The 21591-nt window shown below is 53.7% G+C and carries 18 protein-coding genes; 1 reads left to right on the top strand and 17 read right to left on the bottom strand.

All coding sequences use genetic code 11. The features are described 5' to 3' along the window. Together BLO51_RS07545 and BLO51_RS29150 are read right to left on the bottom strand one after the other, a co-directional pair. A partial coding sequence (locus BLO51_RS07545; RefSeq protein ID WP_167670129.1) for a helix-turn-helix domain-containing protein occupies window positions 1-218 on the bottom strand: 218 nt, incomplete at its 3' end. A gap of 113 nt (window positions 219-331) precedes the next feature. After that, on the bottom strand, window positions 332-478 hold the full coding sequence (locus tag BLO51_RS29150) for a hypothetical protein (protein ID WP_167670130.1): 147 nt from the start codon (window positions 476-478) through the stop codon (window positions 332-334). A gap of 154 nt (window positions 479-632) precedes the next feature. Here BLO51_RS29150 and BLO51_RS07550 point away from each other — a divergent pair, with 154 nt between their 5' ends. After that, window positions 633-1313: a sensor domain-containing protein gene (locus tag BLO51_RS07550; RefSeq protein ID WP_167670131.1), complete on the top strand. Its 681-nt coding sequence runs from the start codon at window positions 633-635 to the stop codon at window positions 1311-1313. Between the two features lie 67 nt (window positions 1314-1380). Here BLO51_RS07550 and BLO51_RS07555 read toward each other — a convergent pair whose 3' ends face one another. From BLO51_RS07555 to secD, 15 genes are all read right to left on the bottom strand, one after another. After that, window positions 1381-2634, bottom strand: coding sequence for a replication-associated recombination protein A (locus BLO51_RS07555; protein ID WP_090669233.1), 1254 nt, complete (start codon window positions 2632-2634; stop codon window positions 1381-1383). Between the two features lie 197 nt (window positions 2635-2831). Beyond that, window positions 2832-3584, bottom strand: coding sequence for a tRNA threonylcarbamoyladenosine dehydratase (locus tag BLO51_RS07560; protein ID WP_090669237.1), 753 nt, complete (start codon window positions 3582-3584; stop codon window positions 2832-2834). Window positions 3585-3616: 32 nt separating this feature from the next. After that, complete coding sequence (gene aspS / locus BLO51_RS07565; RefSeq protein WP_090669240.1) at window positions 3617-5404, bottom strand: aspartate--tRNA ligase; 1788 nt, start codon at window positions 5402-5404, stop codon at window positions 3617-3619. A 25-nt stretch (window positions 5405-5429) separates the two neighbouring features. Next, complete coding sequence (gene hisS / locus BLO51_RS07570) at window positions 5430-6692, bottom strand: histidine--tRNA ligase (protein ID WP_090669243.1); 1263 nt, start codon at window positions 6690-6692, stop codon at window positions 5430-5432. A 463-nt stretch (window positions 6693-7155) separates the two neighbouring features. Then, on the bottom strand, window positions 7156-9096 hold the full coding sequence (locus BLO51_RS07575) for an FAD-dependent oxidoreductase (RefSeq protein WP_090669245.1): 1941 nt from the start codon (window positions 9094-9096) through the stop codon (window positions 7156-7158). A gap of 72 nt (window positions 9097-9168) precedes the next feature. Beyond that, entirely contained in the window at window positions 9169-10707 is a 1539-nt protein-coding gene (locus tag BLO51_RS07580) for a coproporphyrinogen III oxidase (protein WP_090669248.1), read from the bottom strand. Window positions 10708-10909: 202 nt separating this feature from the next. Next, window positions 10910-11086, bottom strand: coding sequence for a hypothetical protein (locus BLO51_RS29155; protein ID WP_167670132.1), 177 nt, complete (start codon window positions 11084-11086; stop codon window positions 10910-10912). 166 nt (window positions 11087-11252) lie between these two features. Next, window positions 11253-11699, bottom strand: a complete 447-nt coding sequence (gene dtd / locus BLO51_RS07585; RefSeq protein WP_090669251.1) for a D-aminoacyl-tRNA deacylase — start codon at window positions 11697-11699, stop codon at window positions 11253-11255. A gap of 41 nt (window positions 11700-11740) precedes the next feature. Next, window positions 11741-13936, bottom strand: a complete 2196-nt coding sequence (locus BLO51_RS07590; protein ID WP_090669253.1) for a RelA/SpoT family protein — start codon at window positions 13934-13936, stop codon at window positions 11741-11743. Window positions 13937-14070: 134 nt separating this feature from the next. Continuing rightward, entirely contained in the window at window positions 14071-15141 is a 1071-nt protein-coding gene (locus tag BLO51_RS07595; RefSeq protein WP_090669255.1) for a CotH kinase family protein, read from the bottom strand. A gap of 198 nt (window positions 15142-15339) precedes the next feature. Next, window positions 15340-15852 (bottom strand): adenine phosphoribosyltransferase, encoded by a 513-nt coding sequence (locus BLO51_RS07600; protein ID WP_090669256.1) that lies wholly within the window; start codon window positions 15850-15852, stop codon window positions 15340-15342. Further along, window positions 15849-18302 (bottom strand): single-stranded-DNA-specific exonuclease RecJ, encoded by a 2454-nt coding sequence (gene recJ / locus BLO51_RS07605; protein ID WP_090669259.1) that lies wholly within the window; start codon window positions 18300-18302, stop codon window positions 15849-15851. Before recJ ends, BLO51_RS07600 begins: the two co-directional genes overlap by 4 nt. Window positions 18303-18325: 23 nt before the next feature. Next, window positions 18326-19276, bottom strand: coding sequence for a cation diffusion facilitator family transporter (locus tag BLO51_RS07610; RefSeq protein ID WP_090669262.1), 951 nt, complete (start codon window positions 19274-19276; stop codon window positions 18326-18328). Window positions 19277-19372: 96 nt separating this feature from the next. Further along, window positions 19373-20290 carry a protein translocase subunit SecF gene (gene secF / locus BLO51_RS07615; protein WP_090669265.1) on the bottom strand — a complete coding sequence of 306 codons (918 nt, stop codon included), beginning with the start codon at window positions 20288-20290 and terminating at the stop codon, window positions 19373-19375. Continuing rightward, a complete protein-coding gene (gene secD, locus BLO51_RS07620) occupies window positions 20280-21512 on the bottom strand; it encodes a protein translocase subunit SecD (RefSeq protein ID WP_090669268.1) in 1233 nt (410 codons plus the stop codon). The genes secF and secD overlap by 11 nt, the downstream gene beginning before the upstream one ends. Window positions 21513-21591: the final 79 nt, after the last annotated feature.

Consider the following 21591-nt stretch of genomic DNA (forward strand, 5'->3'; position numbering starts at 1 on the left):
TCCACTTCCTTGAGCCAAGGCCATACCTTTTTCAACGCTGGCAGCCCGTTTGCACAGGTCTGGTAAGACAAGCCTCTGCCTGTTTCTTGGAAGGTGTCGTTCCATCTCGCAAGGAAGTGGTTAAAGACAAAGCGAGCGCATCCAAACATCTGATGGATCAGCGTCGTTTGCTCCTCCGTTGGGTAGATGCGAAAGCGAAAAGCTTTATGATGCAGCATGCGAAACTTATCTCCTTTGGTGATTTCATGACTATTATAGCACATATGTTCTTATTTATATACAAGAGATGCTGATTCATCTCCCCCTTATCGAAGAGGGAGTCTTCTCAGCCTTAACGATAAATTTCGTCCCCTTCGATCGTTTCAACGTCGAGCTTCGCGTCGAACATCAGCAGAAACAGCTTAAGAAGCGACTTGAAGCCTTTTTTGAGGAAACGATGCGGTTTCCTGGAAACATGACATGCTTGATCATACTGCACGCGGCCTGCCGCCCGCGTAAAGCGAACAGGCGCACTTCCTCGGATGTGTCCGCGTTATCCGCACGATGCTCAGAGACTAATTTGAAAATAAGTGAAGGGGGAAACGCCGTGCGAACCGTCAAAGGGTTCAAAACGATACGAGGATGTGGAACCATTGAATACGCAAAAACCAGGATTTATCGGGGCCTTTTATTATTTGCTTTATCTTCTGCCCGCAGGCATTATCGGATTCACGCTGACAATCGTCGGTGTCGTCTTGTCTATCGGACTGATGCCACTGTTCGCCGGCTTTCCGCTTATGATCGTGATAGCGCGGTTTGCCAAGCATATGACTGTTTTGGACGCAAGGCTGGCCGCCCGGCTACTTCAATCCCCTTCGACTGCCACAAATTCCGTGCATACGGAAAGCCTTGATCCTGAGCAGTATGGCAAAAGAGGCCTCTTCGCCCAACTAGGCGCGGAACTTTCCAATCCGTCAACTTACGTAGGACTGTTGTTCCAAATCGTTAAGCTGCCCTTGGGCATCATCTCGTTTGCGCTTGCCGTTACGATCGTAGCCTTTAACCTGGCGCTTTTGGCGTCTCCGCTCGTCTATTCGATCTTACTGCAATCGATCGGCATTGATATTTTCGAGAGAGCGTTATTCGCCCGTTTAATTCCGACGGACTTGAGTTCGCTTCAAATCTCGCTTATTTACGCAGGAATCGGTCTGCTGCTTCTGCCCGTAACCAATAGCTTGATCCGTCAAAGCGCCTTATTCTTCGGACGCATCGCCGTCGAAATTTCCGATCCGGCCGGGGAAAGAGGCGAAAATGCTCCGCTACAGCGGGCCTAAGTTTATTTCCCCGGAAATGTTATACTTTTGCATAGCGCCGTCAGCCGTCTATCGCTTCCCTGCGGCTTCACTCCGCCGCAGGCTTGTTATATTTCGCGAAAATCTTCGCTTCCACTCCGCTATTTTGCGGCTGATAAAATCGCTTGCCTTTCACTTCCGGAGGAAGGTATTCGTTCTTGGCGTTCGGATGATCGATAGGATTCGAATAAGTTCTCGTACCGTCGCGGACATCTGCGGGGACCTCGTAAGCTTTCGTCTGCTTGACGTAGTCGAGCGCTCCGTTGATTGCTTTATAGACCGCATTGCTTTTCGGACTCTCGCAAATGAACACGACGGCTTCGGCGATAGCCATTCGCGCTTCCGGCATACCGACAAACTCGACGGCATCTTTGGCCGCCAATGCGATTTGCAGCGCAGTCGGATTGGCCATGCCCACATCTTCCGTCGCATGAACGACGATTCTGCGGCAGATGTATAGCGGATCCACACCCGAATACAGCATGCGCGCAAGCCAATAGATAGCCGCGTCCGTCTGGCCGCCGCGGAGCGACTTGCAAAAGGCGGACGTCATGTCGTAAAAATCGGTATGGGTTATCGCATTTATCCGGGACTCGAACGATTCCTGAATCGTCTGCAGCTCGATCGTTTGTGAATCGTGCAGCGAATAGGCGGCCGTTTCCAAGGCGATCAAGGCATTTCTTACATCGCCATTGCAGACATCGCATAAATAATCCATCGCTTCCTGTGTAATCCGATACTCCCCGCCCAGCCCTCTCTCGAGGTCCGCCAATGCCTGACGCAAAACTTGCTCCAGATCGTCTTTTTGCAGCGCTTCAAGCCGGTACACACGGCAGCGGCTGACAAGAGGAGGTATGATATCGTGTGCGATGCTTTCCGTCGTCGCGCCGATCAGGATAATGGTTCCGTCTTCGACGATTGGCAGCAACGACTCCTGCACATTGCTTTTGAGCGCATGGATTTCATCCAAGAACAGAATCGTCCGCTGATTGTACAGCTTCAGATTGTCTTTCGCTTTTCGGGCGACTTCCCGCAGATCCGAGACTGAAAGCGAGACGCCGTTCAATTTTTCAAAATGCGAGCTCGTCATTCCACTGATGATCGTGGCGAGCGTCGTTTTGCCGCTGGAAGGCGGGCCTTGCAAAATCATGGAGCCGATCTTGTCCGTTTCGATGAGCCGGCGCAGCACCTTGCCTTCGCCGAGCAAATGCTTCTGTCCGAAAAATTGCTCCAGATTTTGCGGGCGCATTCTTTCCGCCAGCGGCTTATATTCGTTCGTCCGGTTAAAATCGAATAAGTCCATGGTTTTCTCCGACCGCCAATCCCTGTGTATTCGCAAAAAAAAGCATAGGCCCTTGACGCCGCATATGTGCTGCGAACGTGTGACCCATGCTTTTTATTATAAAAGCACTTTGGACAATTTACAAAGCCGGACATCCGATGCTTGATCGGAGCTGCGCTTCACAAGGATGCTTTCTTTATGCCGAATCGCTGATTATGCTACTTCAGTCCTGCCTTAGCCAGCAGGTCGCGGACAGCGACGCTGACCATGATCAGCCCGGCGACCGGCGGAACGAACGCATTGCTGGCGGGCGGCTGCTGCGCTTTACGAATCTCGGGCGCATTCTCCGGCACGATCCGCTGCGTGACGTCTACCCGCGGCTTGATCGGCTCCTCCGTCGAAAAAACGACTTTGACGCCCTTCTTGATGCCTTCCTTCCGCAGCTTATGACGAATTACCCGCGCCAGCGGATCCACGCTCGTCTTGGAAATATCCGCCACCTGAAACCGGGTCGGATCCATCTTATTCGCGGCGCCCATACTGGAAATGAGCGGAATCTTGCGCTGTAGGCATTGCTTGATCAGATGAATTTTGTAGCTGATCGTATCCGAAGCGTCCAATACATAGTCCAACGGATACTGGAACAACTGCTCATACGTTTCTTCGGTATAAAACATGCGCAGAGCGACGGCATTGCATTCCGGGTTAATTTGCAGGATACGATCTCGCATCAGCTCCGCCTTCGGCTGGCCGACCGTCGTCACCAAAGCATGAATTTGCCGGTTCACATTCGTAATATCGACGACATCCTTGTCGATCATGATGATCCGGCCGACGCCGGTGCGGGCCAACGCTTCGGCGGCGATCGCACCGACGCCGCCGATGCCGAGAACCGCCACCGTACTATTTTTCATTACCTCAAGCCCTTCCGGGCCGATTGCCAGCTCCGTACGGGAAAATTGATGCAGCATGGCTTACTGTCCACACTCCTCTTATTCGGGTCTTAAGCTTTGGCGGAAGGCTGCTTGAGCGCCAACCTAATGGACAGGTCCTCAAGCTGCTTTGCATCCACGGGACCCGGAGCTCCCGTTAACAGATCCGATGCGCTGGCCGTTTTCGGGAAGGCAATCGTTTCGCGCAGATTGGTACGGCCGGTAATCAGCATCACGAGCCGGTCGAAACCGAAAGCAATGCCCCCGTGAGGAGGCGTACCGTATTCGAAAGCCTCCAGCAGGTAGCCGAATTTCTCCTGCGCTTCTTCCTTGGAAAGACCAAGCGTAGCGAACATTTTCTCTTGTACTTCACGCTGATAAATCCGCATGGAGCCGCCGCCTACTTCATAGCCGTTCAGCACAAGGTCGTAGGCCTGCGCGCGGATTTGGCCCGGATCGGTATCGAAGTAATGCATGTCTTCTTCCTTCGGACGGGTAAACGGATGATGCTCCGCCACATAGCGCTTCGCTTCTTCATCATAGCTAAGCAGCGGGAAGTCCACTACCCACGCGAACTTGAATTTGCTATCGTCGATTAGGCCCAACTGACGGCCGATTTTCAATCGAAGGTTACCGAGCACATCGGCAACGACCTTCTTCGTATCGGCGGAGAACAGAAGCAGGTCGCCTTCTTCGGCTTGCAGACGCTGCTTGAGCTGCTCCAGCTCCTGCTCGTTGAAAAATTTCACGATCGGCCCTTTCAGCTCGCCGTCTTTATACGTCATCCACGCAAGCCCTTTGGCCCCGTAACGTGCGGCGAATACACCGAGATCGTCGATTTCCTTGCGGCTCCAGGCGGCGCAGCCTTTGGCATTGAGCGCCTTCACCTGACCGCCCTTTTTAATGACGTTCGCAAATACTTGGACGCCCGATTCGGCGACAATGTCCGACACGTCCTGCAGCTCCAGGCCGAAACGAAGATCCGGCTTGTCGGAGCCGTATTTGCCCATCGCATCCGCGTAGGTGATGCGTTGGAAAGGCGTTTCGATGTCGGCACCGGCCGTTTCTTTAAACAAGCGGACAACGAGCTTCTCCATCATGGCGAGCAGTTGATCCTGCGACAGGAACGACGTCTCAATGTCCACCTGTGTAAATTCCGGTTGGCGGTCGGCGCGCAAATCTTCATCGCGGAAGCACCGGGCGATTTGGTAGTAACGCTCCATGCCGCTTACCATCAGCAGCTGCTTAAAAATTTGCGGCGACTGCGGGAGCGCAAAAAATTCACCCGGATGGACACGGCTTGGCACCAAGTAATCGCGCGCGCCCTCTGGCGTGCTGTTGATCAAGATCGGCGTTTCCACCTCGACAAAGCCGTTCTCGTCCAAATAATCGCGGAATATTTTGGCGGCTTTGGCACGCAGCATCAACGTACGCTGCATTTCCGGACGGCGCAGGTCGAGATAGCGGTGCTTGAGACGCAGTGATTCGTCGATTTCGATCCCGTCTTCGATGAAGAACGGCGGATTTTTCGCGGCATTCAAGATCTCGATCTCCTTGATGCGAACTTCGATCTCTCCGGTCGGAAGATTCGGGTTGACGGTTTCCGCATCCCGTTCTACGACTTCGCCGCGTACCGCGAGCACGTACTCGTTACGCGCCCGGTCGGCTACCGCAAGCGCTTCGCCGGAAAAAGCCGGATTAAATACGATTTGCACAATCCCGCTCCGGTCGCGCAGATCGATGAACAATACCCCGCCCAGGTCGCGGCGGCGCTGTACCCAACCATTCAGTGTAACCGTCTCTCCTACATTAGCTTTGCTTAAAGTGCCGCAATGCTGCGTTTTTAACATCGTCGTCATGGTGTTTGTTACCTCCATTTTATCGTTAAACTTGCCCAGTCCGCTCGCGCAGCGTCTGCACGAGATCGGCGAGAGCCAGCGTTTCTTGTTCGCCGGTAGCCATCGTTTTCAAGGTAATCTCGCCCTTTGCGAGCTCATCTTCGCCAAGAATGGCGACATAAGCTGCGTTGTACCGGTCGGCCGATTTCATTTTCGCTTTGATTTTGCGGCCCAGATAGTCTTTTTCCGCCGACAGTCCTGCCAGACGAACATTTTGCAGCAGCTTCACACACTCGCGCTCTGCGGCTTCGCCAAGGCCGATCAGGTACACATCCAACGGTTTAGCCGTCGGAATATCGACCCCCTGCGCTTGCAGTACAAGCAGGATACGCTCCATCCCGAGTCCGAAGCCGACGCCCGGCTGGTCGGTTCCGCCGATTTGTCCGACAAGGCCGTTATAGCGTCCGCCGCCCCCGATCGTATCGATCGCGCCGATACCGGCCGCTTTGTACTCGAACGCGGTGTGCGTGTAGTAGTCCAGCCCCCGAACCAGACGCGGATTGATGCGGAACGGAATCTCCATCGCGGTCAAATATTCTTGCACCGCTTGGAAATGCGTTTGACATTCCTCGTCCAAGTATTCGAGAATGGTCGGTGCGCCTTCACCGTATTTCTGATCGACCTTACAGTCGAGAATCCTCATCGGATTGCGGTCGTAGCGCGATTGACAGTCCTTGCACAGCTTATCCTTCACCGGAGCGAAGAACTGCTGAATTTTCTCACGGTACACGGCCCGTACAGCCGAGTTGCCGACGGAGTTGATTTCCACCGTGACGTCTTTTAACCCGAGCTCTTTATAGAACGTATAGCCGAGCGCAATAACCTCTGCATCGAGACTCGGGTCAACGGAACCGAACGCTTCGATGCCGAACTGGTGAAACTGACGGTAACGTCCGGCCTGCGGCTGCTCGTAGCGGAACATCGGACCGATATAATACAGCTTACTGACATCCGGCTCGCCGTACAGCTTGTTCTCCACATAAGAGCGAACGACCCCGGCCGTCCCTTCGGGACGAAGTGAAATGCTGCGGTCCCCTTTGTCGAGGAAGGTGTACATTTCCTTCTCGACGATGTCCGTCGTCTCTCCTACGCCGCGCTGGAACAGCTCCGTGTGCTCAAACATCGGTGTACGGATCTCGCCAAAATTGAAACGCTGACACAACTCCCGGGCCTTCGCCTCAATATAGTGCCATTTCTCGATTTCGCCGGGCAGCAGATCCTGCGTGCCCTTCGGTTTTTGGATGCTCATGTAAGCCCAGACTCCTTTCTGTCGCGTTTCAGCACAAATAAATAAAAAAACTCCCGCCCCTGAACAAATTCAGGGACGAGAGATTGTACTTACCCAAGGTCTCCCGCGGTACCACCCACGATTCGAACGAGCTTGCCATTGCCGGGCTCGGCTTAAGCAAAACAACTCGCTCACACTCTTCAAGCGGGTAACGTCCGCCTGCCGCAAACGACTACTATCCGGCACTGGCTATGAACGCCTTTGTCTGGCCGGGGTTCCCCGTTCGTCCTCCGGGAGGTCTGTTCGTCCGATTCGCATAAGGAAGCTTGCAGCCTGGGCTTCCCTCTCTGGATACGCAAGGTTCGAACTACTTTGTCCCATCAATGGATCTACAAGATATGACATGGAATTAGAATTTATTCTACCCGCGAAGGTTTTCAAAGTCAAGAAAAAACATGCGCTTGCTTGCAAATTTTCATTCGGATTATTTTGCCGCCTTCAGCGCGTTGTATACGTCTTTCAGCAGCATATACGTATCACCGTTGGTCAGCTCCTTCTTGTTCGCAATGCCGTCCAATGTCGCGGCAGCAAGCAATCCTTTGCTCTGCAGCGTCTGCAGCGCTTGCTCGGGCGTCGTTTCCACCTTCAGCAGAAGCGCGATCATATGCGCCGCTTGGTCCAGCGTAACCGGCAGCGTCTTCGGATCGGTGCCTTTGGCAAGCGCCTCTCCCGGGTTCCCAGCCATCGCCTCGGGCTTGAATTTGCGCGCGCCCAAGAGAAGGTTAACTAACCGCTGTTGATTGGATTTGCTGTCCAGCGCAAAGTTGTTGTCGTATCCGCCTGTCGCAAGACTGAGCGTGACCGCTACCTTCAAGCCTTCGTATGCTTTATGCTCCATGAACGGCTGCGCCTTGATATTGTACGGCTTCAGTACCATGCCCTGCTTATTCAGCGTATCCTGAAGCTTCGTGATAATATCCTTGTTAGCGGACATTTGCCGGAACGTAATTCCGGAGTCCGCCGCGATTTTTGCTGCCGCTCCGGCCGCTTCGGCGGCCGCCATGCCGACCGGAATAACGCGCGCGCTCCCGTGCGGGAGCGAATCGAAGCTCGCCGCGCGCCCGACGACCAGCAACCCGTCCACTTTCAGCGGCACGATGCTGCGGAACGGCACAGCGTATTGCTGAGGCCGGTTCACAACCGCACCGGTGTCCGCAGGCGACATGCGCTGAATATCGACCGGATAGGAGCCGAAACCGACACGGTCCCATTGATCGCGGTTTTCGAGCACGTCAATAATGCTGAGGCGGTATTCGCCTTGGATGTGACGCGTTTCGCGCACATACAGCTCGGGCGCTGTAGCGTCAAATTCGATGCCGGCAAATTCGGGGTATTTTTCCTGCATGTATTTCACAATATTAGGAAGCTCTTCCTTGCCGAGCTTAAATGCTTCTTCACGCGACTTGGGGTCGGTTCCGTCGATTCCGAAAATTTGCAGCGCATTGATCAGCATCGTATCGTTGTTCTGACGTCCGATGTTCAATCCCCGCATCCGCACGCGATTTTTATTGATCGAGGGATAATCCTTCATGTCTTTGTAGCCCCAAGCGCTCATTTCGTTCGCGCCTGTTCCGTCGTCGTTATCTCCTTGCAGACGCTTGCGGACCTTCTCCCATACGTCCGGCGTGACGTTCTTCAACCGGAAGACGAGCGTCACGGCCATACGCGCCTTCTTGTCGCCGAGATCTTCGCGCCCCGTCGTATAAGGAACTCCGGCGGCTGCGGCAATGTCTGCATCCTGCGTCGCATCGATGAGCGCTTTGGTCTGGACGGTTTTAACACTGCCATCGGCCAACGTCAGCTTCATGCCCGTGATTTTGGAAACCGTTCCGGAAGGGGAAGTAATCGGCTCCATCGATTTGACCTTCAGCAGCACGTCGATATTGTTCTCTGCGGCTACCAGCGAGTTAAAGACATTTGCAGCCGTCACGACATCGAACGAATCTCCTTCGATTTTGCCGTACCATTCCGTAAATATACCTTTGTTGAGTATTTCACGTGATTGAAGGACACTATTGTCCGGCTCATAGTTCATGTCCAAGCTGTTCAACCATCCGAGTGTCATCAGTCCGCCCAAGATCTCGCGGTCATTTCCGTCAACCAGCAGCGTCTTCTGACCGTTGCGCGCCGCGGAAACGGCTGCCGCCACTCCCTCGGGGTCGGTCCCGGCCACGATAAGGTCATAGCTGTCTTTCGGAGTACTTACCGTTTTCACTTCTTCCAGCTTCTGGGCGGCTTTTCGTTCACTCTTTCCCGCTCCGGCTTTTGTTCCCCCTGTTTTCCAATAATGCCAAGCACCGGCGCCAGCCGCAATTAGAACGATTAGCGCGATTACTAGTACGTATCCTTTCGATTTCCCTGCCATAATACACCTCTACCATGTTATGATTTATGCCTGATCATGAAATTAAAACGAAACATGATTCGTTACGCCACCTTACGACGGCTGGCCGGCCGGAACGCCGTAAGCATCGTTCAGCAGCCTGATTTTTTTGTCGACATACTCTTGATAAGCCTCGTTGTAGAAGGAGGGCTCCTTCGGGTTCGGCAACCGTTCGATGCGCTGATCGTAGCCGTCCTCATGCTCGACCTTCGGATAAAGCACTTTGCTTACCGCGCCGCAGCCGAGTCCGATAATCGTCTGACGCTCTTCCATCATCAGAATGTTGTACAGACTCTCGAAGCCTTCAAGCGAATAGCCGACGTTCTCCTGATTGCCCAAAATGTTTTTCTGCCGATACATGTAATACGGCTTGTACCCGTGCCGCTCCGTCCACTCGGAGGCTGCGCGGATCATCTCGGCTATTTCGTCCCGCTCCGCCACTTCGTACTCACTTTTGTTCTTCGTCATCTTGGAAGCGCGCTTGAAGGATAGCGTATGAACCGTCAGCGATTCCGGCAGCAGCTCGACCGTTTGATCGAGCGTCCTTTGCAGCTCGGCCATTCCTTCGTTCGGCAGCCCGATAATCAGGTCCATGTTGATGTTGTTCAACCCGAGCTCTCGCGCGAGCTTGAACTTCTCGATCGTTTCCGTCACCGTATGGTGCCGTCCGATCGCATCAAGCGTCGCTTGGGTGAAGCTTTGCGGATTAATGCTGATGCGGTCGACCTTCCAACGTTTCATCACTTCGATCTTGTCTTCGGTAATCGTATCCGGACGGCCGGCCTCAACGGTTAGCTCGCGGACACGATCCATCGCGGGGAACGATTCGTGCATCGTGACGAACAGCGCATCCATCTGCTCGGCCGTAATGCTTGTCGGCGTTCCTCCACCCCAGTAAATCGTCGTTATACCGACTCCGGCTTCCCGCATCCAGCGGCCGATCTCACGAATCTCATAGTGCAGCCCTTCCAGGAACGCCTCGACGGACCCGTTGTTCCCCCGAATATCGTAGGCCGGAAATGTACAGTAAGCGCATTTGGTCGGACAAAACGGAATCCCGATATAAATGCTGACTTCCCGGTCCAAATGGAACAAATCAGGGATCACTTTCAACTGGCGTTCTGCTATTCCGGCGAGCAGTTCCACTTTCGGTTCGGTGACGAGATACTCGTCGCGCAGCGTCTGCTTGCAGCTTTCAATCGGTTGTTTCATCATCATGTTATGCATCAGCTTGGTCGGACGCACGCCGGTCAGAATCCCCCATGCCTGTTCCAGCCCGGTATACTCGCGAAGCACCTGGAGCAGCCCATAGCCGACCGACCGCTTGACGGTGCGTTTATGCCCGGCGTCCCGCGCATCCATCGCCCGCTCATGATCGGTTTCGTAAGCGGCGCCCGTCTCCCGGTCGGTCAATCCGACCTTGGCTCTGATCACACGCTTCGTTTCATCGGCTTCCACCTCGACGCGAATATGAAGGCGTGCATCGTCTGTTCTCCCATAGACCGCTTCGACCTCTTCGAAAAAAAGCTTGCCTATATGAAACAGCTCATTAGCCTGTTTACCGAAACCGACACGCTCGAATTCGATTTTCAATGCATTCCATCCTCCGTTATTCGTCTGTGCAAGTCCGCCGCCGGATGCCGAAACAAATGCTTCGTCACACTTATAAGACGGGACTGCTGCACAAGAAGTTTCATATTGGAGCAAAACTAGCAATAGTTTAGCATATTTGGCTGTCTAATGAAAACAAACGGGCCGCTTTCGCTCAATCCACGAAAACGGCCCTTCTTTTGGGTCAGCGGAACGGTTTGCGTGCCGTCCGCTTCAATTGCTCACTGGAAGAAGAGTAATCGGCACGAATTTCCGTATCGTCCATGCCGGACGATTGCAATGCCGCCGCCTCCGCCAGACCGCCGGAACCAAGCTGCAGTTCCGGCATCAGTAAGCTTTGTTCTTTCGGCGATCGGTACATAATAGGCATAGGCTCCTTAGATGTCGGGCAGCCGCACAAGATGAAATCGTGCGCAGGCCGGCTTATCTCTCATTGTCCCCTGTCTGAGCCTTGCTTATTCGTATGCCGAAGCCTCTTGAATAGCTCTGGATAGAAGCCGCTGCGCATGCGGCTCCTTTATCGGACTCTAAGCCTGCTTGCTCTCGACGATGAGCGTGACCGGTCCGTCGTTGACGAGCGACACGTCCATCATTTCCCCGAACCGTCCGGTCTCCACATGAAGTCCCGCTTCACGCAGCATACCGTTAAACCGTTCGTAAAGCGGCTCCGCAAGCTCGGGGCGAGCGGCCGCCATGAAATTGGGACGTCTTCCCTTCCGGCAGTCCCCGTATAAGGTGAATTGAGAGATGGACAGCACCTGGCCCCCGGTCTCAAGCACCGAATGGTTCATTTTTCCTTGATCGTCTTCAAATATGCGCAAGCCCGCTATTTTATCGGCAACGTACCGGGCATCCTCCTCGGTATCGCCCTCCGCAATGCCGACAAGCAGCACCAAGCCGTGGACGATACGGCCTACCGTTTCACCGTTCACCGTCACTTGTGCCGCTTTGCTTCTTTGCAGTACCACTCTCATAAACGTCCTGACTCCGTTTCAAAAATAAAATTTCCGGGCCTTTAAGCCTGCATAATGCGCTGTACCGAATAAACGTCCTTGATTCGCTTGATTTTTTCCACGACCGAATGAAGATGATCGATATTGCGGATCAGGATCGTCATGTGAATGACCACCATCTTATTTTTATCCGAGCGGCCGGAAACGGCGGAAATGACCGTCTTGCATTCCGATACGACCTGCAGCACTTCGTTCAGCAGTCCGCGCCGGTCGTGACCCGTAATTTCGATCTCGACATTGTAGTTCGCCTCGATGTTGTCCGCCCACTCGACCTCGATCATGCGATTTCCTTCGTCACTGCACTCCGGCGAAGGAATGTTCGTACAGTCCAAGCGGTGAACGGATACTCCCCGTCCGCGCGTAATATACCCGATAATCGCATCGCCCGGCACCGGATTGCAGCAGCGGGCAAACCGCACGAGCAGGTTGTCCACTCCTTTGACCCGGACCCCTCCGGTCGGACGGCCTTTGCGCTCCTTATCCGACACCGGCGCTTTCAATTCCTTAACCTCGGACGTAAGCATCGCCTGCTGCTGGGCTTCCTCCGCTTCCCTGCGAACCTTCTCGGTCAAACGGGTGACGATCTGGGCCGCGGTAATGCCGCCGAAGCCGACGGCCGACAGCATGTCCTCAATTTCGTTAAAGTTGAATTTCCGGGCGACCTCCAGCATCTCGTCGTCTTTCGTCAGCGCAGGAACGTCGTAACCAAGCCTTTTCAGCTCGCGCTCGATCATTTCGCGGCCCTTGAGCACATTTTCTTCGCGACGCTCTTTCTTGAACCATTGGCGGATCTTGGTCCGGGCGTGCGACGATTGAGCGATTTTCACCCAATCCTGGCTTGGTCCGTACGAATGCTTGGACGTCAAAATCTCGATAATATCGCCTGTTTTCAGCTTGTGGTCGAGCGGGACGATACGACCGTTGACTTTGGCGCCGATCGTACGGTTTCCGACTTCCGTATGAATCCGGTAAGCAAAGTCGAGCGGGACCGAGCCCGCAGGCAGTTCGATGACTTCCCCTTTTGGCGTAAAGACGAACACCAGATCGGTGAAAAAGTCCATTTTGAGCGACTCGACGAACTCCTGCGCATCCTGCGTTTCGTTCTGGAGCTCAAGAATCTCGCGGATAAAATGCATTTTGTCTTCGTAACTGCCTGACGGGACAGATGTGCCTTCTTTATAGGCCCAATGCGCAGCGACCCCGTATTCCGAGGTACGGTGCATCTCAAACGTGCGGATCTGAACTTCCAGCGGCTCGCCTTTCGGACCGATAACCGTCGTATGCAGCGATTGATACATGTTCGGCTTCGGCATGGCGACATAATCTTTGAAACGGCCGGGCATCGGCTTCCACAGTGTATGGATGATCCCCAGCGTGGCGTAGCAATCTTTAATATTGTCGACGATAATCCTCAGCGCCAGCAGATCGTAGATTTCATTGAACTGCTTGCTTTTCACCGTCATCTTCTTGTAAATGCTGTAAATATGCTTGGGTCGTCCCGAAATGTCGCCGTCGATCCCCATCTCCTGCAGTTTCTCGCCTACCGACGCAATGACGTCGCTTAAGTACTGCTCCCGTTCGGCGCGCTTCTTCTGCATAAGATTCACGATGCGGTAATACTGCTGGGGATTCAAGTATCTCAGGGCGATGTCTTCCATCTCCCACTTGATCGCCGATATCCCCAGACGATGCGCAATCGGGGAAAAGATCTCCAGCGTCTCGTCCGCGATGCGCCGCTGCGCTTCTTCCGACTGGTGCTTGAGTGTTCGCATGTTGTGCAGACGGTCCGCCAATTTAATAAGAATGACGCGAATGTCCTGTGCCATGGCGACGAACATTTTGCGGTAGTTTTCGTTCTGGTGCTCTTCCTTGCTCTTGAATTTGATTTTCTCGAGTTTGGTGAGGCCATCGACGATCATCGCACAGGTAGCGCCGAACTTTTCATTCACCGTTTCGAGCGATACCGTCGTATCCTCCACCACGTCATGGAGCAGCGCAGCAATGATGGAAGTCGTATCCATCTGCATGTTAACCAAAATGTCCGCTACGGCAAGCGGATGCAATATATAGGGCTCTCCGGATTTGCGCACTTGGCCGTAATGCGCCTGATCCGCAAATTCATAAGCTTCCTGGATTCGTTTCAGGTCGTTTTCTTTCACATATGTGGATGCCTTCGCAAGAAGCTGCTCTATCCCCATCCGTTCATCCATTCCCTCAATTCGATTTTAATCCATTATGCCCTTGAACCGGGGGTTGCGTCAAGAATTTGCGGGACAAACCGACATATTGCGCGCAAAGCGGACAACTGTACACGCTCCGCGCACGCTGACGGCTACAAATCCCGCAGCGCATCGGCCACCAGCCTTCGGCGTTCTTCGATGTACCTGCGAATCATCCATACCTCGCCCTCGAACTCCGAAACCGGCCATTTGCGGGCCGAATCCCACACCACATGAGGCCTTATCGCGCTGTGCATGGCGTGAGCGACGGGGATGATTCTTCTTACCGTGAACGGGTCGTTCAGCATAGCCGCAAGCAGCTTTTTATACTTGCTCCGGACGGCCGGAAATTTCAGCAAGGTCCGGGTCAGCCGATTATAACCCGTCACGCGCACCAAATCGCTGCCGCACGGTTTGCCGAAGCAGTTCCTCCCCCAGGTGCCTTCGTAATCCCATGGAATGATCCGGTATTTTTGTGATTTTCGGTGCCGGTATATGGCATAGTTCTGATCGAATCCGTCATAATTTCCGGTTAAAACGGCCCCTGCCAACCAGCGGAGGTAATTGTCGATGTCCAAGCGAAACTGCAAATACGATAATAGCGCTTTCGAGCTGTCCGAGCCGAGCGTATTCAGCTTGCGGATAAACAACGTGAACTTGCTGCGGTCATCCGAGGATCCGATCATTTGCTTGTAGCCTGAAAACAAGGAGGATTTTTTGCGGCTCGAATCGTCCGAATACAAGCTAAAGTTCGCATCGTCGTTTACGGCATAAAATAGCGACTGAACCGAGATTCCCCGTCTTCGGAAAAAATAACGGTCGACCCCTTCAATCTCCAGATAAACTCCTAAATTTTGGCCGTTGAGCTGCAGCAAGCAATGTCTGGTTTGAGGACAAGGCACTCCGATCCACTCGAAAAAGCGAAACGACAACGCATTCCGAATCAATGAAGGATCGTCGTACTCGGCATTATAATGGTACGTTTTCCAACTGCGAACCACTTCATAGGAACGTTTCGGATAGTCGCGCGTATGTCCGCCCCGGTAGCGAACCTCGATCTCCTTTTTCGTTCCCTCGGACACCATGCTTCCTTGAACGAAACGGTTGCTCCAGACATTTTTTTGCAGTTGTTTCAACTGCTGCTCGCCAATTACCAAGTGCCTCACAGGCAGTTCTGCAGCCATCGACTTTCCGCCTTTCTCTACAAAGCAAAAAGCCTATCCTTGAGGATAGGCTTTTTGTGCTGCTTTACCGTATGCATCCGCAAACAGCTCAGTCACGGCGGTTGCCTTGTCTGCGTACGTCCGGTGGTGTTTGACGCTCATTAACGTTTTTATTAACAACGAACTTGTTCGCGGGAACAAAATTTCTTATGAGCAAGATTAATACTGCACGAGCGAAAATACTTCGACCCCGTCCAGCTTCTCCCGTCCGTTAAGCTCCAAAAGCTCGATCAGGAACGCCGCCCCGACCACTTCTCCGCCCAACTGATTGATCAGGTTGATCGAGGTCGCAATCGTGCCGCCTGTGGCCAGCAAGTCGTCGGCGATCAGCACTTTTTGCCCCGGAGCAATCGCATCGCTATGCATCGCGAGCTTGTCTTTGCCATACTCTAGTGCATAATCTGCCTCAATCGTCGCCCCCGGCAGCTTTCCGCTTTTGCGGATCGGCACGAAGCCGACTCCCAGTGCAATCGCGAGCGGCGCGCCGACCACGAAACCGCGCGCTTCCGGTCCGGCGATGCAATCGATCTCTTTGTCCTTCAAGCGGCGGGCAAGCTCTTCAATAACAGCTTTATAGGCTTGGCCGTCTCTCAGCAATGTCGTGATGTCCTTAAAACTGATTCCCGGCTGCGGGAAGTCTTCGATAACGCGAATATAATCTTTGAAGTTCATACGATTTCCTCCATCATGGAATGGTTTGGTCCTGGTCCCTTCAGAAGCTTCAAACGAAGCTCCTTTGCGGAGCAGTACAGAAGCTCCTGTTCTACGTCCGGCCGCTTTGAACGGCTGCGATAAAGCAGCGAGGCGGATAAATCCTTTTTCTCGGAGGAGGGCACAACTCTGTACCCTTCCCCTTCCGATTCAATCAAGCCAAGCTCGGTAAAAACGTCCAATATAAAAAGGACGAGATGCGGCGAAAGCGCGCAACGTCTCGCAATCGCCGGAACAATCTGGCTGCCTGCGGACTGATTCGCGGTTTCCGGTCGCAATGCCATGACGGCGCCGTATACGGCTTTGAACATCTCGCGGCCCGGCATGATGCTACCTTGCTTATCCTCTTCGGTGCCTCCGAACGCAGCGTAATACCGCTGCGCAGAGGACGCTTCGACGGCCAGCGCGTGCAACTGCTCCATCCTCTGCGGGAGGGAGTAAATGAACACGTCCGAAGCCCCCGATAATGCCGTAAGTCCTGCGTTTTCGTTCGCAGGCCGAAACCGGCCGTGAATGTCGGCATACCACAGCGTGTATCGGGCAGAAGTGGATTGAAGCGGAGCCGGAACCGCCTCTTCAAACACGATTATGGCAGGCAAAGAGCCATGCTGCCCCGAATTATGCCGTTCAAGCCGTTCGCACAGCTCCGCCAGCTTCTTTTCCGGCTTCGGAGTCCCTCGCCAATCGAACAGCTGTATTTCCGGCACGCGCACGTCCTGGATCATAATTTGCGGACGGCGCACCCCGTTCCATTCGTTGATGGATAGCTCCCCGAGCACTTCAAGCTGTGCCGACGGCGATATCCATTCCGACAAAGAAGCTTTGCCGAATCCGACCCCATCCATCGCGGCGGCCGTCTCATCCTGCGCGGAACGGAGCGACAGCTTCAAATGCTGCTGCTCCTTGCCCATCGTGCGCATGTCATTTAAAGCAAGAGCGCCGAACACGAAACGCGGGGACGGGTTCCCCATCCCGAACGGTCCAAGCCGCTCCAGCTGTCCGATGCTTTCCAAGGTTACGTCGCTGAAATCGCAGACCATATCCGCATCCAGCTGCGGTATGTAATCATCCGGCGTCAGCCATTCTTTCGCCAGCTGCTCCAACCGAAGGCCGAGCTCCGGCAAATGATCCCTTGCAAGCGTCATGCCAGCCGCCATCGGATGACCGCCGTAATGATCCATTAAATCCGAGCAATGCGTTAAGGCGCGGTACATGTCGAAGCCCGCGATCGAACGCGCAGAGCCTTTGGCCATACCGGTTTCCGGATCTATGCCTAAAATAACGGTCGGCCGGTAAAAGCGGTCAACGATCTTGGAGGCAACGATGCCGATCACACCGACGTTCCACTCTTCGCGAGCCAGTACGATAGCATCGGGCAGTCCGCCGTCCGCTTTGCGTTTTTCGACCATGTCTACGGCCTGCTTGGTCATTTCGTCGACAATACGCTGCCGTTCCTTGTTCAGCTGATCCAGCTCGAATGCCAGCTGATCCGCTTCCTGATCGCTCGTCGTCGTCAGCAGCCTGACCGCCGTATCCGCGCTGAGCAGACGGCCGCTTGCATTGATGCGGGGCGCCAAAGCAAATCCGATATGCGCAGAGGTAACCTCCCGAACCGGAATACCCGCTATTTCCAGCAGTGCTCGAATGCCATAAATCGATGTCGATCTCACCCGCTCTAAGCCTTGCTTTACGATAATCCGGTTTTCGTCTGTTAATAGCATAAGATCAGCCACCGTACCGATAGCGGCAAATTCCAGCAGCTCTTCAGGCCAACGGCCTAGCAGCGCTTGTGCGAGCTTTAGAGCGACGCCTACCCCTGCAAGCTGCTTGTAAGGGTACGGACAACCCGGCTTTTTCGGATTTATCAGTACGTAGGCTTCCGGTAGCACCTCCGGCGGCTCGTGATGATCCGTGACGATGACATCAATCCCTAACTCGTTTGCATGTGCGATTTCCTTCACGGCGCTAATTCCGGTATCGACCGTTACGATCAGCCCGACGCCCTGTTCCTTCGCCGCGTCAAGCGCAGCGGTGTTGAGACCGTAGCCTTCGTGAACGCGATGCGGAATGTAATAATCGAACGTACAGCCGAACTGCCGCAGCAGATGAACCATCAGCGTCGTGCTGCTGACACCGTCCGCATCGTAATCGCCGTAGATGCGAATATGCTCTCCGTTGTCGATCGCTTTTCGAATTCGTTCCACCGCTTGTTCCATACCATCTAAAAGGAACGGATCGTACGTCTGATCCGTTCCTCCGTTTAAAAAATGAGCGGCTTGCGTGGAATCTGTTATTCCCCGTACAACGAGCAGTTTTGAAATGATCGGCGGCAGATTAAACTCCTCCGCCAACCTTTCAGCCGCTTTGCCGTCTGCCGCGCCGATATTCCATCTTGCTTTCGCCTGAAGCATGACGGCCGTTCCCCCTATTCCTCTTAGTGAAGCACCGTGGGCATATCGTCAGGCTCCGAATCCGCACTCTTGTAAGGATAACCTGCATCATACGGATTGACGTGAACGAACACGTCGGAAACATGCAAAAATCGTTTCATAAGCGTATACTTGACGATTTTGGCAATATCATGCCCTTCCTGGATCGAGATGCGCGGATTGACACTGATTTTCACATCGACAATGACATAATGGCCGTGTTCCCGCGCCCGCAATTGATCCACAGCGATAACACCTTTAATGCGCTGTACCGTTTCAAGCAAATCTGCTGCATCTTCTTGATGCAGTACATGGTCCATCGTGCTGTGAACTGTACCCATCAATAAACGGTATCCCATTCGAAGCACCATAACCGCAACGACCAGACCCGCAATCGGGTCCAGGTAATACAAGTAAGGAGTTCCGAAATAGGAACCGAGCATCGCGCCCCCGACCCCGACAAACGCGGCAATCGAGGAATAAACGTCGGAGCGGTGCTCCCAAGCGTTAGCGATCAGGGCTTGACTAGCCAGCTTCTTCCCAAGCCGGAACTTGTATTGAAACATCGCTTCTTTGACAATGATGGACAAGATGAGCACCGTCAGCGCGAAGCCTTCCGGCGGTTCGTGCACGCCGCCATAAATCGATTTCGCAGCCGAAATGCCGATTTCCACGCCGACCACAAGCAGCAGTACCGATAAAATAATGGCCGCTATCGGCTCCGCCTTGCCGTGTCCGTACGGATGATCCTCGTCGGGAGGCAGCTTGGCCGCACGAAGCCCGGCCAGCACCGCAACCGATCCTACAACATCCGACGCCGAATGGAACGCATCGGCCATTAATGCTTTACTGTTGGCCAAATAGCCGGTCACGCCTTTCAGAAGGGCAAGGGCAAGATTTCCTGCTATGCCGATCCATGCGCCCGCTGCCGCTTGCTTGTAACGTTCCTCCGTCATGGGCCACTCCTCCATGAGATTGATAGAAAGGCCGCGGAAACTTGCCGTTTCACGCGGCCGGCCGCAGATGAACCATGGCTTCGGTAAAAGCGGATCTTACGCTTTCGCTTCAGAGCTCTTTTTGGAGCCGAGCGCCTTACTTTTCATATCGTACCAAAGCGGACCTGCAATAAAGATGGAAGAATACGCGCCGCTGGCCAGACCGACGATCTTCGCAAGCGCGAAGAGCTGAATGGAAGGACTGCCGAGCACAAGCAAACAAACGGCGGCAATCAATACCGTAAGGACCGTATTAATATTTCTTGTCATCGTCTGCCAGATACTCTCGTTCAATAAGGTCGCCAAATCGTCCGGCGTCTTCAGCTTGGCAAAGCGCAGATTTTCGCGAACCCGGTCAAAGACGACGATTTTATCGTTAACCGAATAACCGATCGTTGTGAGCACGGCAGCCATAAACGGCAGGTTCACTTCCAGGCGGAATATCGCGAACACGCTGATGACCAAAAAGGCGTCGTGCAGAATCGCAATAATCGAAGCAATCGCGAACCGCCACTCAAAGCGAATCGTGACATAGAGACAAATGGCCAAGCTGGCTACCCCGATCGCGATGAGCGCTTTGTTGCGAAGCTCCATCGCCATATCCGCCGTAACGGTATTGACTTCCTGCGATACGCTGTCGCCGTAGGTTGCCTTGAATTTTTCCTGAATCTGTTTCTGGGTTGCTTCGGGCAAGATATCGTTAAACCTCATGGACAGGCGGTTGTTGTTGTCCCCGCCAAGGGTCATCACACCGGCTTCGACGCCGGCGCTTTTGAGCAGTTCTTCGGCTTTGGCCTTATCCATCGCTTGTCCGGCCGAGATGTCCATGGACGTTCCTGCCCGGAATTCCACCCCGTAGTTCAGACCGCTGACCGCCAACACGACGGCGCCAACGATACAGACGAGAAGCGAAATGATATAAAACGTTTTGCGTTTTTTGACAAAATCAAAAAGTATTTTAGTTTTAGAGTTCACGGATTTCCGACTCCTTTACGCCAAAATAGACCGGCTTCTTGAACAAATTGCTTCGGATGAGCAGCAAGGTCAAAAACCGCGCAAAGAAGACGTTTGTGATTACACTAAGCACGATGCTGAGCATCGTCGTAAGCGCAAATCCGCGGATGGCTCCGTTACCGATGTAAAATAGTACAAAGCCGGAAATGATGTTCGTAATATTGGCATCCATAATCGTTCTAAACGAATGCTTCGAGCCTGCTTTCATCGAGGAAAGAATACTTTTGCCGCTGCGGATTTCCTCTTTGATCCGCTCGGCTGTAATAATGTTCGCATCGACCGCCACCCCGATGCCGAGAATAAACGCCGCAATCCCCGGCAGCGTCAGCGTCGCGTTAATCCAGTCGAAGACGACGAGCAGCAGCCAGGCGTAGGTGATAATCGATATCGAGGCGACGAGGCCCGGCACCCGGTAAAAAATCAGCATGAAGAGCAGGATCAGCACGGAACCGACGAGGCCGGCTTTAACCGTTTCCTGCAGGGACAATTGGCCAAGCGTAGCGCCTACGCTCTGCGTATATTTCTCGGTAAGCTTCAGAGGAAGCGCGCCAAGGTTGATCGTGTCTTTCAACTTATTGGCTTCGTCATACGTATAATTGCCCGAAATCGTCGCTTTGCCGTCGGTCAGCACCTGCTGTACGATCGGCGCGGACAACTGGTGCTCGTCCAAATAAATGCCAAGCGGTTGACCGATCAGCTTCTCCGTGACCTTGCGGAATTTCTCTTTATCCTTGACTTCGATCGAAATCATAGGACGGTTCTGTTGGTCGAAACCGACTTGGGCAGCGCCCTCTACGAAGTCGCTCCCCAGCATTTCCTTCGTGCCGTCCGGCCCGCGGAAGGTGAGCTGCGCAGGCTCTTTGATGATTTTTCTGACTTCCTCTTCATTCGACACCCCGGCCAGTTTCACGCGAATGCGGTCGCTTCCCTCGGTTGTTACTTCCGGCTCGGCAATCCCGAGACTATCGGCCCGCTTCTCCAGACTGATCGCGGTCTGCTTGAGCGATTCGGGAGTAACCGGCTTCCCGGGCTCAATCGGCTCCACAACGTACAGAATCTCAAAGCCGCCTTTCAGGTCAAGCCCCAGCTTCACTTGTTTGACAAGCTGCGGACTCGTCACTCCGATCGCGGCAAAGACGATCAGTACGATAGCGAAAAAAGCGACGATTCTTTTGATGTCCATAAAAGTCTCCTTCCATACTCAATATTCCTATTATACCTACGTCCGAAAAACGAGTCAATTTGCCTCTTTTTTCCTTTCC

Source organism: Paenibacillus tianmuensis, from assembly GCF_900100345.1.
GTDB lineage: Bacteria > Bacillota > Bacilli > Paenibacillales > NBRC-103111 > Paenibacillus_G > Paenibacillus_G tianmuensis.